General features: G+C 62.9%; 17 protein-coding genes. 13 read left to right on the forward strand and 4 right to left on the reverse strand.

Going from position 1 to position 13,161, the window contains the following annotated elements; all coding sequences use genetic code 11:
* Nucleotides 1-4: 4 nt before the first annotated feature.
* The 13 genes from L6418_RS04190 to L6418_RS13435 all read left to right on the forward strand — a co-directional run bounded on the left by L6418_RS04190 (nucleotide 5) and on the right by L6418_RS13435 (nucleotide 7,603).
* Complete coding sequence (locus L6418_RS04190) at nucleotides 5-466, forward strand: NifX-associated nitrogen fixation protein (protein ID WP_237248219.1); 462 nt, start codon at nucleotides 5-7, stop codon at nucleotides 464-466.
* Between the two features lie 10 nt (nucleotides 467-476).
* Complete coding sequence (locus L6418_RS04195) at nucleotides 477-695, forward strand: CCE_0567 family metalloprotein (protein ID WP_237248220.1); 219 nt, start codon at nucleotides 477-479, stop codon at nucleotides 693-695.
* 16 nt (nucleotides 696-711) lie between these two features.
* Nucleotides 712-1,002, forward strand: coding sequence for a ferredoxin III, nif-specific (gene fdxB / locus L6418_RS04200; protein ID WP_237248221.1), 291 nt, complete (start codon nucleotides 712-714; stop codon nucleotides 1,000-1,002).
* A gap of 2 nt (nucleotides 1,003-1,004) precedes the next feature.
* A complete protein-coding gene (locus L6418_RS04205) occupies nucleotides 1,005-1,328 on the forward strand; it encodes a ferredoxin (protein WP_237248222.1) in 324 nt (107 codons plus the stop codon).
* Nucleotides 1,322-1,696, forward strand: coding sequence for a hypothetical protein (locus tag L6418_RS04210; protein ID WP_237248223.1), 375 nt, complete (start codon nucleotides 1,322-1,324; stop codon nucleotides 1,694-1,696). The genes L6418_RS04205 and L6418_RS04210 overlap by 7 nt, the downstream gene beginning before the upstream one ends.
* Before the next feature lie 8 nt (nucleotides 1,697-1,704).
* Nucleotides 1,705-1,980, forward strand: coding sequence for a nitrogen fixation protein NifZ (locus L6418_RS04215; protein ID WP_237248224.1), 276 nt, complete (start codon nucleotides 1,705-1,707; stop codon nucleotides 1,978-1,980).
* Complete coding sequence (locus tag L6418_RS04220) at nucleotides 1,977-3,539, forward strand: nitroreductase family protein (RefSeq protein ID WP_237248225.1); 1,563 nt, start codon at nucleotides 1,977-1,979, stop codon at nucleotides 3,537-3,539. The genes L6418_RS04215 and L6418_RS04220 overlap by 4 nt, the downstream gene beginning before the upstream one ends.
* Entirely contained in the window at nucleotides 3,532-3,999 is a 468-nt protein-coding gene (locus tag L6418_RS04225) for an ankyrin repeat domain-containing protein (protein WP_237248226.1), read from the forward strand. The genes L6418_RS04220 and L6418_RS04225 overlap by 8 nt, the downstream gene beginning before the upstream one ends.
* A complete protein-coding gene (locus L6418_RS04230) occupies nucleotides 3,992-4,324 on the forward strand; it encodes a hypothetical protein (protein ID WP_237248227.1) in 333 nt (110 codons plus the stop codon). The genes L6418_RS04225 and L6418_RS04230 overlap by 8 nt, the downstream gene beginning before the upstream one ends.
* Nucleotides 4,325-4,444: 120 nt before the next feature.
* Nucleotides 4,445-5,803, forward strand: a complete 1,359-nt coding sequence (locus tag L6418_RS04235) for an FAD-dependent oxidoreductase (protein WP_237248228.1) — start codon at nucleotides 4,445-4,447, stop codon at nucleotides 5,801-5,803.
* A gap of 220 nt (nucleotides 5,804-6,023) precedes the next feature.
* A complete protein-coding gene (locus tag L6418_RS04240; RefSeq protein WP_237248229.1) occupies nucleotides 6,024-7,196 on the forward strand; it encodes a 4Fe-4S binding protein in 1,173 nt (390 codons plus the stop codon).
* Between the two features lie 42 nt (nucleotides 7,197-7,238).
* Nucleotides 7,239-7,427 (forward strand): hypothetical protein, encoded by a 189-nt coding sequence (locus tag L6418_RS04245; protein ID WP_237248230.1) that lies wholly within the window; start codon nucleotides 7,239-7,241, stop codon nucleotides 7,425-7,427.
* Nucleotides 7,428-7,480: 53 nt separating this feature from the next.
* Entirely contained in the window at nucleotides 7,481-7,603 is a 123-nt protein-coding gene (locus L6418_RS13435) for a hypothetical protein (RefSeq protein WP_269807824.1), read from the forward strand.
* 59 nt (nucleotides 7,604-7,662) lie between these two features.
* Here L6418_RS13435 and L6418_RS04250 read toward each other — a convergent pair whose 3' ends face one another.
* From L6418_RS04250 to L6418_RS04265, 4 genes are all read right to left on the reverse strand, one after another.
* The gene (locus L6418_RS04250) at nucleotides 7,663-8,022 is read right to left on the reverse strand and encodes a hypothetical protein (RefSeq protein WP_237248231.1); all 360 of its coding nucleotides are present in this window, start codon (nucleotides 8,020-8,022) and stop codon (nucleotides 7,663-7,665) included.
* Between the two features lie 44 nt (nucleotides 8,023-8,066).
* A complete protein-coding gene (locus L6418_RS04255; protein WP_237248232.1) occupies nucleotides 8,067-9,329 on the reverse strand; it encodes an OprD family outer membrane porin in 1,263 nt (420 codons plus the stop codon).
* A 318-nt stretch (nucleotides 9,330-9,647) separates the two neighbouring features.
* Nucleotides 9,648-12,443: a pyruvate, phosphate dikinase gene (gene ppdK, locus L6418_RS04260; protein ID WP_237248233.1), complete on the reverse strand. Its 2,796-nt coding sequence runs from the start codon at nucleotides 12,441-12,443 to the stop codon at nucleotides 9,648-9,650.
* Between the two features lie 167 nt (nucleotides 12,444-12,610).
* Nucleotides 12,611-13,153 carry a flavodoxin gene (locus L6418_RS04265; protein WP_237248234.1) on the reverse strand — a complete coding sequence of 181 codons (543 nt, stop codon included), beginning with the start codon at nucleotides 13,151-13,153 and terminating at the stop codon, nucleotides 12,611-12,613.
* Between the last annotated feature and the right edge of the window lie 8 nt (nucleotides 13,154-13,161).

Consider the following 13,161-nt stretch of genomic DNA (forward strand, 5'->3'; position numbering starts at 1 on the left):
CACCATGAATCAAGCTGTAGCGCAGGACCCGTTGTTGTCCACCGATTTCATCCAGGAGATGGTCAAGCAGATGCGCGCCATCGACAGCTACGGCACCTACGACGGCTGGCCGGTGGAGCGCATCCTTGCCCCCTACGTGGTGACCAAGGAGCAGCGCCGCGCCATCCCGGTGATCGGCGATCCGGACGAGATCCTGCTGTCGCGCATCAAGGCGTTCTACAACGCCATCGCCTCGCTGGTGGAAAAGGAGTGCGGCCTGATGGCCGTGCCGATGATCAATATCACCCACGAAGGGTTCGGCCGCGCGGTGATCACCGTGGGCAAGCTGGTGGTGATGGACAAGACCCTGCGCGACGTGCACCGCTACGGTTACGAGAGCCTGTCGAAGATGAAGGACGAGGCGGACAAACTGTTGTCGGTCGCGCTGGAGATCGTGGGCAAATATCCCGAAGTCGCTGGCATGTAAGGAGCGCCGCATGACCGAAGAAGAGCTGAAGAACCTCGACAGGGAGGTGAAGAAACTGAAGCGCATCGCCAGCGAATGGGCTTCGCAGCTGCACGACCTGGTCGAGGACAAATTGCCTGCCGGCTACCGCGAGATACCCGGCATCGCACAGTCGACTTACGACGCGTGCCAGGCCTGGGCCGAGGCGAACGCGAGATTGAGTGCGGCGCAGAAAGAGATGCAAGTTTAGAGATGGAGAAATAAAAATGGCCAACATCACCGGCATCACCCGAGGCGGCACGCCTTACGAACCCACCTTCGTCACCGCACTGAACGCGGCCAACTGCATCGGTTGCGGCCGCTGCTACAAGGTTTGCCCGCGCAAGGTGTTCGAACTGGTGGAACGCAGCGAGGACGACGAGAACTATGACGAGGATGAAGACAACAGCATGGTGATGACGCTCGCCGATATGCTGGACTGCATCGGCTGCGGCTCGTGCGGGCGCGTGTGTCCGAAGCAGTGTCATACCCACCAACCCATGCCGGCGGGAGCCTGACCATGACCAGGCCGGCAAAACACGTGTTCGTTTGTTCGCAGAGCCGGCCCGCAGGTCATCCGCGCGGCTCCTGCGGACAGAAGGGATGCGGCGAGGTGGTGGAAGAATTCATGCGGCAGTGGCAGCAGCGCCAGTGCTTTGCCAGGGTGCTGGTGACGCCGAGCGGCTGCATCGGCCCGTGCGGCATGGGGCCGAATGTCCTGGTTTATCCCGAAGGCATCCTGTACGGCAATGTCAGCAAGGCGGACGTGAGTCAGATATTCGAAGAACACCTGCTGGGCGACAAGCCGGTAGAGCGGCTGCTCGCGCCGGCGGACATATGGTAGCCGGCACAGCGGCATCGCGGCTTCCGGCAGAACTGGAGATGCTGGTGGAACGCGTCGTTGCGGCGCTGCAGCAGGAGGCGGTTCGCTACACGGCGATCGGTGCCGCGCCGAAGATCGAACCATCCGCACTGCAGTTTGTCCGCGTCATCGATCCCGGCAACCAGTTGCCCGGCTATGAGGGCATCTGGCGCAATACGCGGCATGACCGTTGCGGCAGCCTGACCATCAACAGCGACAACAGCTTCTTTGCCGAGTACGATCTGTTCTGCCAGCACCCGCGCGACCCGCGCTGGTTCGTCGAGATGGTTACGGCATGGGGCGACGACGAATCGTTGCGGTGCGAGGCGAAACTGATCCCTTGCGTATGAGGTCGACGATGAGCAGATTCCAGATGGGTGACATGGTGTTCGCTGCGCAGGACCTGTTCAACGAGCCTCTGGAAGAGAGCGGCGAGAGCGGTATCCCCGGTGTCGCGCCGGGCGCACTGCTGACGGTCGCCGGTACGCGTGGCGTGGTCGTCAACGTCGGCCATGCGCAGGAGATGCCGGATGCGGAGATCTACCTGGTGCGCTTCGAGACTGCGGCGTCGGGCGTGCTGTCCGAACCGATCGGTTGCCTGGGCGAAGAGCTCTGCGAACCCGGCAAGCCATGAGCGATAGCCGGCTTGCGACCGTGCTGGCCTACCACGCCCGCAGCAAGCATGCTCTGGATCGTTATGCTGCGGGTCCGGGCACCCTGGACTGGGATGCCCAGCCTGCGGCGTTCCGCGATTGGGCGGGCACGCAGCGGATCGCATTGCCGCGCGATATCGCCGTAGCCGCCATTCCCTGGGGCGAGGTCGCGGCCGGACGCCCGGCCGTTCCGCCGGACAGCGCCGGGCTGGGATCGTTCTTGCGCCTGTGCGTGGGCCTGACGGCATGGAAGGAATATGCCGGATCGCGCTGGTCCCTGCGCGCGCATCCCTCGTCCGGCAACCTGCATCCCACCGAGACATGGCTGATCGCCGCCGGTGTGGCAGGGCTGGATGACGGGCTCTATCACTACCATAACCTGCATCATGCGCTGGAGCGCCGTGCGTGGGGCACTCCGGTGCGGGCGCGCGGCGCATGTCTGGGCTTCAGCTCCATCCACTGGCGCGAGGCATGGAAATACGGCGAACGCGCCTTCCGTTATTGCCAGCTCGATCTCGGTCATGTGCTCGCTGCAGTGAGCTATGCGGCGGCATTGCAAGGCTGGCGACCGCGCCTCTTGAATATCGATACGGTCGGCGCGGCACGACATCTGGGGCTGGACCGTGCCGGCGATTTTGCCGGGGTGGAGCAGGAGGAGGCCGAGGTGCTGGTTGCACTGGAAACGGACGTCGTGCTGCCGCCGGACTGGCAGCACTGGGCGGGCAAGCCCGGCCTGCTCGACCCCCGGCCGCTGTACCGATGGCCGGTGATCGACGAAGTGGCTGTCGCGACGCGGGGTGCTCCGCCGGTCGCCGGGGCGGCGTCTGCAGATACCGCCGTGTGCAGGAGCGACTGCGCTGCCGATATCGATGCCGTCGAAGTGATCCTGCGGCGCCGCAGTGCACAGGCATTCGACGGTCGCTCGACGATGCCGGCCGGCGTATTCAGGCGCCTGCTGACCGCTTTGCTGCCGGGCGGTTCTCCGGCGTGGAAGCTGTGGCCGCATCCAGCCCGGGTGCATCCGCTGTTGCTGGTGCACCGGGTGGAGGGGATCGAACCGGGCCTGTATGCGCTGCCCCGCACCGCAGCGGCCAAAGGCATGCTGCAGTCTGTTCTGCGCGATACGTTCTCCTGGCAGCCCGCCGATCCTGGATTGCCGCTGTTCCAGCTGGTCGCTGCACGGACCGGCAAGACGGCACGCACGCTATGTTGCCACCAGGCCATCGCCGCCGAGGGAGCCGTCACCTTCATGCTGCTGGCAGAGTTTGCCGGGCCGGTTGCGGCCGATCCCGCTGGTTATCGCCACCTGCATTGGGAAGCCGGCATGCTGGGGCATGTGGTCACGCTGGAGGCCGAAGCGGCAGGATGGCGCGGTACCGGCATCGGCTGCTTCTTCGACGATGCGGACCATGAGTTGCTCGGCCTGCCGGACAACCGTTTCCAGGTGATCTACCACTATGCCGTCGGGATGGCGGTGGACGATCCGCGGCTGCTGACGTTGCCGGCATACGAAGCAGAGGAGGAGGGCGGACATGGATGACCGCTCGCTGCGGGACTGGCTGTTGCGGGCCGGATTTGCGCTGCCCGATACGCTGCAAGCCGGTATCGACGGCACGATAGCGAACGCCACCACGCCGCTGATGCATGCGGCCCGCATGGGCGATGCGCAGGCGCTCGATGCGTTGCTGGCGCGCGGTGCCGATCCGGCCTTGCTGAATGCGGACGGGAACGGCGCCCTGTGGTTCGCCTGCTTTGCCGATAGCCTGGCCTGTGCAGCTGCGCTGATACGGGCCGGCGCGCCGCTCGACAGCCAGAACGTCAACGGCGCCACGGCCCTGATCTATTGTGCCTCGGCCGGCAAAACGCCGCTGGTTGGGCTGTTGCTGGATGCGGGCGCGGATGCCGGCCTGATGACGCTGGACGATTTTACTGCGCTGGAACTGGCCGCGAATCCGCAGTGCCTGCGGTTGCTCAAGGCGGCAAGGGGGGCGCATGGTTGAAGCGCGCGTGCCGCCGTTCGTCGTGAGCGGCTGCCTGCACCGCGCACTGGGGCCGCTGGTGAAGGTCGAGTTCGCGGATGGCTTGGTGCTGAGATTCACGCCGGTCGAGGCGTCCAGCCTCTCATTTGCCCTGGCGGCGGTGCGCTGCGGCATCAGCCCGGAGCGCGAGATATACCTGAGCCCGATCGCCAGCGACGCTGCTTTCGTCGGTGCGGTACGGGATGGCGGGATCGGCATTGCCGTGCGGACCGGCACGCTTGAACTGGACTGGCCGGGCGCAGGCAGGCTGGCGGATGCGCTGGCCGCTGCGATAGGACAAGGGTGATCCGGTTTCGGCACATCTGCCAGCCAACGGCAAAAATGACACGCCCCGGGACGGAGGCATATCGGGGCCGCCGGAATCCCGCATAATGCGGCGCATCTACTTGTGCTGTGGAGGTGGTTGATGCGTGTGGCGATCATCGGCTCGGGGCCTGCCGGATTCTATGCCGCGGAGGCATTGCTCAGGCGCACGGACGCAGCGGTCGAGGTGGACATGTTCGACCGCCTTCCCACTCCGTATGGCCTGGTGCGCGGCGGGGTCGCTCCCGATCACCAGAACATCAAGGCTGTTACGCGCGTCTATGAAAGGACGGCAGCGCGCTCCGCATTCAGGTTCCTGGGCAATGTCCGTCTCGGCAGCGACATCACGGTGGAGGACCTGCGTCTGCACTATCACCAGATCGTCTACGCGGTCGGCAATGAGGCAGACCGCCGGCTCGGCATTCCCGGCGAAGGCATGCCGCGGTGTACCCCGGCGAGCGTGTTTTTCGGCTGGTACAACGGACATCCCGATTACCGCGACGCGAAGATCGACCTGTCGGTGTCGCGCGTGGCGGTAGTGGGCAACGGCAATGTCGCCATCGATGCGGCGCGGATCCTGTTGCGTACGCCTGCCGAGCTGGAAAAGACCGACATCGCTGCGCATGCGCTGGAAGCCCTGCGCGACAGCAAGGTGCGCGAAGTGTTCGTCCTTGGCCGGCGCGGCCCGGCACAGGCATCGTTCACCTCGGCCGAACTGAAGGAGCTCGGCGAAATGGCGGATGCCGAGCCTGTCGTCGAACTGGACGAGATCGCCGCTGGAGCCGTGCCGGAGCCGGTGCAGGATTCGCCGCAAGACAAGAATCTGAAAGTGCTGCGGTCATTTGCTGCGCGGCTGCCGGAGGGCAAGACGCGCAAACTGCATATGCGTTTCCTGCTTGCGCCGACCGAGGTCCTTGCCGGTGCCGACGGCAACGTGGCCGGGCTCAGGCTGGAGAAGAACCGGCTGGAGATGCGGCCCGACGGTAGCATCGCTGCGCGCGGTACCGGTGTGTTCGAGACGCTGCAGGTTGGCATGGTGCTGCCGGCGATCGGGTTCAGCGCCGAACGGATTGCCGGAGTCCCGTACGACGAAAAGGCGCACGTGATCGCCAACGAGGACGGGCGCGTGGTCGATGCGGCCAGCCGTGCGGTGGTCGCCAATGAATATGTCGTCGGCTGGGCCAGGACCGGACCGCAAGGGCTCATCGGTTCGCACAAGGCGGCCTCGGCCCGCGTCGTCGAGCACATGATGGCCGACGGGATCGGGCTTCCGGCCCGTATATTGCCGGAGCGGCAAGCGATCATCGATCTGCTGCGCGGACGCGGCGTGCAGCCGGTTTCCTTCGACGACTGGAAACAGCTCGACCGGATCGAAGTCGCGCGCGGGGAATGGCGCGGGGCGCCGCGCGACAAACTCGTCGATGTCGCAACGATGCTCGCGACGCTGGATCGGCACGAATGATCTGCCGTCGCTTGTCGCGGACACTTGCGGGGCGATTTGAATATTGGTATATTAATACTAACTAATATACCGGATGGATTTCAGGTATATCCCGTCAACAGGCAGGCGCAATGGCCCGGTCCCGCATGCGAGCGGAACGCATGCAGTCCGGGGCTGCATCAGCACAGAGCAGGCAGGCAACCAGATGGAAAGATCGGCGTACCGGGGGAAGAGAAGGCTCGTGCAACTGGGCACTTTGGCATTGATTGCGCTGATCCCGGCGCTGGGCTTCTTCCGCATCGACCTGAGTACCGCCAGCTTCACCATGCTGGACAGCCAGATCTGGTGGTCCAATTTCGCCTTCGTATTCGGCCTGGCCCTGGTGGGTATCACCGTCCCCCTCATCATCTACATGACCCTGGGCACCGCCTGGTGCGGCTGGGCCTGCCCGCAGAACCTGCTGTCCGAATGGGCCAACAACCTCACCTACAAACTGCTGGGCAAACGCGCCAGCGTCGACGTCAACGGCGAAGGCCTCAAGGTCGCCGCCGCCAAGAACAAGATCTGGAACTGGGCCCTGCTCGGACTCACCTTCCTGGCCGTCTCCCTGGTCCTCGCCCTCATCCCTTTCCTGTTCTTCTTCCCGTTCAGCGAAGTGCGCTCGTTCTTCAGCGCAGGTCCCAGCGGCCAGCTCTCCGCCTTCATGCAAAGGCTCTACTACTTCACCGTCTTCCTCATCTTCATCGACATCGCGGTCATTCGCTACTTCATGTGCGACTACGCCTGCCTGTACCGCATCGGCCAGAAGATGTTCAAGACCCGTGACGCCCTGCACATCGCTTACGACAGCACCCGCGCCGCCGAATGCAACAAATGCAACTACTGCGCCGCCAGCTGCATCACCCGCATCGAACCGACCCACATCACCATCGACGACAGCTGCATCGACTGCGGCGAATGCATCGACGCCTGCGACCGTCTGCATGCCAAGACCGGTACTGCCGGCCTGTTGAGTTTCGAATTCGGCGAAGCGCGCCGCGATGCCACCTGGCGGGACACCCTGCGCACCCTGTTCATCCGCTTCAATTGGCCGGTGGGCGCCTTCTTTCTGGCCGGCGTCGCCATGATGGCCTGGGGCATCTACACGCAGCAACAGATCCCGGCGCAGATCCCGCTCGAACAGCAACTCAAGGAACGCCAGCTGGCCAAAGTCTGCAACAGCCAGTGCGAGATCCAGCAGCAATCGTGCAAAGGCGGCGACATGGGGGCCTGCTACCGGGCGGCTGCCTGCAAATGCGCCTGCTACCTGGAGCAGGACCCCGGCAACGAAGCGAGCGGACGCTGGCAACAATGCGTGCAACAGAACACCGCCAACGCACAGGGGCGGGCTGGACATGCCGCCAAGGCGCCCTGAGCGGGCAACAGGATTCGACAACTCAACGGGAAGGAGTACCCAATGTTCAAGCTACCCGCCGTGATCGTCTACATGATCATCGCTTTCAACATCACCGCATTCACCGTGCTGCTGCAACTGGACATGCTGATCATCAAGTCGATCATCGTCAAGATCATCGCCTGGGCCTTCACCATCGGCGCCTGGGCGCTGGCGTATGTCAACCGGGATAAGGTGTGGGAAATGTTTTGACCTGGTGTCGGCGCGAAACGAATTTCATCAATCAAGGTTAAAGGAGATAGATCATGAATCCGATGGCTCAAGCGTTCGGGATCGGAACACTGCTGGGGATCGCGCTGTTCTTCATACTGGCCCGTTTCGGGCTGATAGACAGACTGCTGGCGTCGATGGAGCGCTGGTTCAGGTAGGACCTCACGGGTAACTGCTTGACTGGGCCCCGGCATATACGCCGGGGCGATGCATGCGGTCACTCCGGCGTATCGTCCTGTTTCGGATTCCTGCTTTGCTGGGCGCGCTTGCCGATCCGCCAGAGGAACCAGAACACCGTCACGATGGTGACCAGTGTGACCGCCTCCATGATCCAGACGAGCGTCTGGACGTGTTCCCGTTCCGGCATGTCGATGTATGCCTGTGCATTGCCGCCGAGGAGCATCGTTCCGCCGACGGCAAACAGGACGAGAGCCGCCTTTTTCCAGCATGTTTTCATGCCATTCTCCCTGATTGTTTTGCGTTTCCCGTTTCTGGTGCCCGGCACCTGGTGCGATTGTATGACGTATTCGGCGGCGAAGTGAATCCGTGCATCGGCGAAAGCGGCCGGGATACGCACCGCGTAATCCGGGCCGCTGCCTTGCCGGTCCTGCCGATGCGGGTTCAGAAGGCGTACTGCAGCATCACGCGATTGTCCACATAAGAGCTGCCCCAGCTCGCCAGTCCGTGTTCGATGCCCAGGCGGTCGCGGATCGTCAGGCCCGCGAACGAACCGTCCAGGTGATAGGCCAGATCCAGCATGAGCGCGTTGACGTTGGCGACATAAGGGGCGGTGTCGTAGCGGGAGTAGGTGATCTCGGCATCCAGCTTCTCGTTCAGCAGCTTCAGGTTGCTGCCGATCTTCCAGGCGTGGCCGGCACCGCGCGAGGACACCAGGCCGTAGTTCATCACGGTCGTGTAGAGCGGGTCGGTATTGTAGACCTGGGTATACGGCGACAGCAGATTGCCGTTGGAAATCCCGGCGGTCGGATTGACCGGCACCTTGTTGAAGGCGAAATAAACGCTGCCCAGTTTGTCCGGCAAGGCGATGCCGGTCTTGGCGCCGTAGGCTTTGCTGTCGACTGCCCCGAGCAGGTTGGCGCCGTCGCCGGTTTCGCGCATGAACTGGAGATCGACGAAAGGTGACACCCCGTCCAGGTTCATCTTGTATCCGCCCTGCAGCCATGCCATCTGCGCGAAATCGTAAAAGCGGTACAGCCAGGTCCTGGCGCTGATGCCGTCGTTCTTGTAGGTCATTCCAAAAGCCGCTGCGCCGATGTTGCCGCCGGTGTAATGGGGGTTGTCGTATGGCAGGGCAAAGATGTTGCTGTTCGAGAAGCTGTATGCGGTACGGTTCTCGTAGCGGAAGACGCGGTCCCCTTCAAGCTGCAGGCCCGGGATGGGCGAGTACGAGACGACCCCGGCCTGATAGAGGTTGGGGATCATGAAGCCGTCGGACGGGTTGATCCAGGGATTGTCGATGTTCTGGTTGCCGATCCGCGCCAGGAACTCCGGCTTCCTGTACTGGACGTAGGCCTCGCCGAGCGTGTATATCCCGTAGTCCGTCCCCATCAGCAGCGGGTTGATGTATTTGTTGTTCTGGTCGTGATTGTTCAGGCCGATGTCCTGCGCAAAATACACGCCCAATGCCGCACCGAGGCCGTCAGGGCTCGCGGTCTCCACTTTCAGCCGGCCTCCCAGCGAAGTGGAGTGCAGGTCGGTCAGGGTGCTATTGGTGTAATCCCTGCTGAAGGAATAAGCGCGGATGTTCCCCGAAAATTTGAAGTCCGGCAGTGGCTGGTCGGCAGGCGTGTCCGCATAGGCGGCGCTGGCGGCAAGCACGGCGCTGCCGAGCGCCAGTTTGCAGCCATGGTTCAGATTTAGCATGAGATTTCCTTGATCGTTGAATTGTCGAAAGAAAGCAGTACGCCGGGCAGGTCGTCGACTTTCGTTATGCATATTCATACATAACGATATTGTATAAGCAAAGCGCGTGCCTGCATTTGGAAAAGTCGGTTTTCCCGCTTGCCAAGCGGTTTGCCGCATCATTCCTGCGCGCGCGATCCGTACTTTGTCGGACTTGTCACGCTGCGCGGAACGCGTTGTGGGATTTGCAACGAAGTGCGGCGGGGAGGCTTGCGGTTGAAGGGGGGAGGGGCCTCCGGCCCGTATCGCGGCCGGAGGCTGCTGCGGGTATGACGGGCGTCAGTTCGGTTCCTGGTATTGGCTTTCCAGCAGCTTGGCCTGGGCGGCTGCAAGGCGTGCGATGGGTACGCGCGGACCGGAACAGGAAACGTAATTGAGTCCGACGTAGTGGCAGAAACGGATGGAGCCGGGATGGCCGCCGTGTTCGCCGCAGATGCCGACTTTCAGTTCGGGGTTGGTGGCGCGGCCTTTCTGTACCGCCATCTTCATCAACTGTCCGACGCCCTTGATGTCCAGCACCTCGAACGGATTGTCTTCGAGGATGCCGCTCTCGGTGTAGGCGGGCAGGAACTTGTTCTCCGCATCTTCGCGGCTGAACGAGAAAGTGGCCTGGGTCAGGTCGTTGGTGCCGAACGAGAAGAACTCGGCGGTTTCCGCCATGCGCCCGGCGCGCATGCAGGCGCGTACCACTTCCAGCATCGAGCCGAACTTGAATTTCACGTCGATGCCGTGGGTCGCCTTCACCTCCTCATGGATGCGCTGCACATAGCTGTGGATGCGCTTGAGTTCTTCCACCGTCGCCACCTGCGGCACCATGATCTCGGGATGGATCTCGATGCCCTCGTTGGCGCACAGCGCCGCCGCTTCGAGGATGGCGCGGATCTGCATCGAGTAGATCTCGGGATAGGTGATACCCAGCCGCACGCCCCGATGGCCCAGCATCGGGTTGACTTCGGCCAGCGCACGGACCTTCTTCAGCACCACTTCCTTGTTGCTGATCACGTCCTCTTCCAGGTGCGACTCCTTGAATTCGCCCAGCCCGCCCATCAGCTTGGTGAGGCCGTCGGCATACTGCTGGTACAGCTTGGGATTGAGCATCTTGAGCGTATCCGGCAGCTCTTCCAGTCCCTTGATGGTGTCGCGCAGCTGGTGCAGGTGCGCGATCTCCAGTTCGAGCTGCGCGGCGGTGGGCAGGAACTCGTGCATCGGCGGGTCGAGCAGGCGCACGGTGACGGGCAGCCCCTTCATCGCCTTGAAGATGCCCTTGAAGTCGGCACGTTGTATCGGCAGCAGGCGATCGAGTGCCGCCTGGCGCGCTTCGGTCGTTTCGGCCAGGATCATCTCCTGCACGATGGGCAGGCGGTCGGTGCTGTTGAACATGCGCTCGGTGCGGCACAGGCCGATACCCATCGCGCCGAATTCGCGCGCGCGTGCGGCATCGTTGGGGGTGTCGGCATTCGCCATCACCTTGAGCCTGGCCACCTCGTCCGCCCAGGACAGCAGCGTCGCCATCTCGCCGGAAAATTCGGCATGCACGGTCGGCACCTCGCCTGCATAGACGTGGCCGGTACCGCCGTTGATGGTGATGACGTCGCCTTCATGCAGGGTGGTCTCGCCGATCTGCGCACTGCGCAACACATCGTTGATGACGATCTGCTCGCAGCCGGAGACGCAGGGTTTGCCCATGCCGCGGGCGACGACGGCGGCGTGCGAGGTCTTGCCGCCGCGGCTGGTCAGGATGCCTTCGGCCTGGAAGAAGCCGTGAATGTCCTCCGGTTTGGTCTCCTCGCGCACCAGGATGATTTTCTCGCCGGCGCGGCCGCGGATCTCGGCCGTGTCCGCATCGAACACGATCTTGCCGGAGGCGGCGCCGGGCGAGGCGGGCAGGCCCTGCGCCAGCGATTTGCCGCGGAAGTTGGGCGCCAGTTGCGGTACCAGCAGCTGTTCGAGCGTCGCCGGATCGATGCGCAGCAGCGCGCGGTCCTTGGTGATCAGTCCTTCGTTGAACATCTCCACCGACGTGCGCACCATGGCGCGTGCATTCATCTTGCCGTTGCGCGTCTGCAGGCAGTACAGGATGCCTTTCTCGATGGTGAACTCGAAATCCTGCACTTCGTGATAATGCGATTCCAGCCGGTCGCGCAGCGCGATGAGCTGGTGGTAGATCTCGGGCATCTCTTTTTCCATTTCGGAGATCGCCTTGGGCGTTCGGATCCCCGCCACCACGTCCTCGCCCTGCGCATTGGTCAGGTATTCGCCATAGATGAGGTTCTCGCCGGTGCCGGGATTGCGGGTGAAGCCCACCCCGGTGCCGGAATCGTTGCCCATGTTGCCGAACACCATGGTGCAGACGTTGACTGCGGTGCCGTTGGCCATGTCCTTGGTGATCCTGAATTGCTTGCGGTAATCCACCGCACGCTTGCCCATCCAGGAATGGAACACCGCGCCCACCGCGATCTCCAGCTGTTCGTAAGGATCCTGCGGGAACGGTTTGCCGCTGTGGCGTTGCACGATCTCCAGGAATCCGGCCGCTACTTCCCTGAGATGCTCGGTCTTCAGATCGACATCCTGCAAGGCGCCGAATTTGCGCTTGATCGCGGTCATGTGCGTGTCGAAATGTTCGTCGCCGATGTTGAGCGCGATCTTGCCGAACAGCTGGATGAAGCGGCGGTAGGCGTCGTAGGCGAAACGCTCGTTGGCGGTCTGCTTGATCAGCCCCTTGAGCGAAATCTCGTTGAGGCCGAGGTTGAGGATGGTGTCCATCATGCCCGGCATCGACATGGACGAACCCGAACGCACCGAGACCAGCAGGGGATTGTCGCTGCTGCCGAAGCCCTTGCCGGTCTTCTTCTCCAGCGACTTCATGTGGGCCTTGATGTCGTCCATCAGGCCTGCGGGCAGCTGGTTCTTTTCCAGGTAGGCGAGGCAGGCCTCGGTGGTGATGGTGAAGCCGGGGGGGACGTTCAGGCCGATCTGCGTCATCTCGCACAGGTTCGCCCCCTTGCCGCCGAGCAGCATCTTGTTTTTACCGTCGCCTTTTTCGAATTCGAAAATGTATTGTGTGCTGCCGGTCATCGCGCCTCTCCTTAGCTTGCATGAAAGAAACCAAAGGACATCTTCAGACTGCTTGTGGGCTTGCAGGCGGAATGTTACGCCTGATTGGCGCGTTGTGGCACGGTCGTGCAGCATCGTTCTCCGTGACACGAGGAGGGTGTCACGGAGCGAGGCCGGGAGGGATGGCGCTAGAGCGGCAAGCCGAATTCCGGCGCGATCAATTTCAGCCAGGAATCCAGCCGGGTATCGGTGAGCGACTTCTGGTTCTCCTGGTCCAGCACGAGGCCGACGAAGCGGTCGTCCAGCAATGCTCTGGAGGAGATGAAATCGTAATCGTCGGCAGGCCATGCACCGACCACCTTGGCGCCGCGCGCAGCGACGAACTCGTGGATGATGCCCATCGCATCGGCGAATTCCTCCGGATACCTGGCCTGGTCTCCCAGGCCGAACAGGGCGACGGTCTTGCCGCTGAAATCAACCTGCTGCAGCTGCGGCAGGAACTCCTCCCACCCCCCGCCCATGCAATCGGTGGACAGGCCGGGCAACTGGCCGCCGCCCAGCGTGGAGGTGCCGAGGATCAGATGGGTATATCCGGCTACCAGTCCGGCGCTGGCCTTGTTGACGTTCAGCGCGTCGGCCATGATGTCGTCGTCGAAACGCTTCTTAATCAGTTTGGCGATACGCCGTGTGTTGCCGGTGCTGCTGGCGAAGAAAAGTCCGATGTGTGGCATGTGGTCTC

Origin of the sequence: Sideroxyarcus emersonii (assembly GCF_021654335.1) — a bacterium.
GTDB lineage: Bacteria > Pseudomonadota > Gammaproteobacteria > Burkholderiales > Gallionellaceae > Sideroxyarcus > Sideroxyarcus emersonii.

What these genes read in the sequence shown, in the direction of transcription:
- L6418_RS04190 (WP_237248219.1), top strand. Translation starts at nt 5, where the DNA reads ATGAATCAAGCTGTAGCGCAGGACCCGTTGTTGTCCACCGATTTCATC.
- L6418_RS04195 (WP_237248220.1), top strand. Translation starts at nt 477, where the DNA reads ATGACCGAAGAAGAGCTGAAGAACCTCGACAGGGAGGTGAAGAAACTG.
- fdxB (WP_237248221.1), top strand. Translation starts at nt 712, where the DNA reads ATGGCCAACATCACCGGCATCACCCGAGGCGGCACGCCTTACGAACCC.
- L6418_RS04205 (WP_237248222.1), top strand. Translation starts at nt 1,005, where the DNA reads ATGACCAGGCCGGCAAAACACGTGTTCGTTTGTTCGCAGAGCCGGCCC.
- L6418_RS04210 (WP_237248223.1), top strand. Translation starts at nt 1,322, where the DNA reads ATGGTAGCCGGCACAGCGGCATCGCGGCTTCCGGCAGAACTGGAGATG.
- L6418_RS04215 (WP_237248224.1), top strand. Translation starts at nt 1,705, where the DNA reads ATGAGCAGATTCCAGATGGGTGACATGGTGTTCGCTGCGCAGGACCTG.
- L6418_RS04220 (WP_237248225.1), top strand. Translation starts at nt 1,977, where the DNA reads ATGAGCGATAGCCGGCTTGCGACCGTGCTGGCCTACCACGCCCGCAGC.
- L6418_RS04225 (WP_237248226.1), top strand. Translation starts at nt 3,532, where the DNA reads ATGGATGACCGCTCGCTGCGGGACTGGCTGTTGCGGGCCGGATTTGCG.
- L6418_RS04230 (WP_237248227.1), top strand. Translation starts at nt 3,992, where the DNA reads ATGGTTGAAGCGCGCGTGCCGCCGTTCGTCGTGAGCGGCTGCCTGCAC.
- L6418_RS04235 (WP_237248228.1), top strand. Translation starts at nt 4,445, where the DNA reads ATGCGTGTGGCGATCATCGGCTCGGGGCCTGCCGGATTCTATGCCGCG.
- L6418_RS04245 (WP_237248230.1), top strand. Translation starts at nt 7,239, where the DNA reads ATGTTCAAGCTACCCGCCGTGATCGTCTACATGATCATCGCTTTCAAC.
- L6418_RS13435 (WP_269807824.1), top strand. Translation starts at nt 7,481, where the DNA reads ATGAATCCGATGGCTCAAGCGTTCGGGATCGGAACACTGCTGGGGATC.
- L6418_RS04255 (WP_237248232.1), bottom strand. Translation starts at nt 9,329, where the DNA reads ATGCTAAATCTGAACCATGGCTGCAAACTGGCGCTCGGCAGCGCCGTG.
- ppdK (WP_237248233.1), bottom strand. Translation starts at nt 12,443, where the DNA reads ATGACCGGCAGCACACAATACATTTTCGAATTCGAAAAAGGCGACGGT.
- L6418_RS04265 (WP_237248234.1), bottom strand. Translation starts at nt 13,153, where the DNA reads ATGCCACACATCGGACTTTTCTTCGCCAGCAGCACCGGCAACACACGG.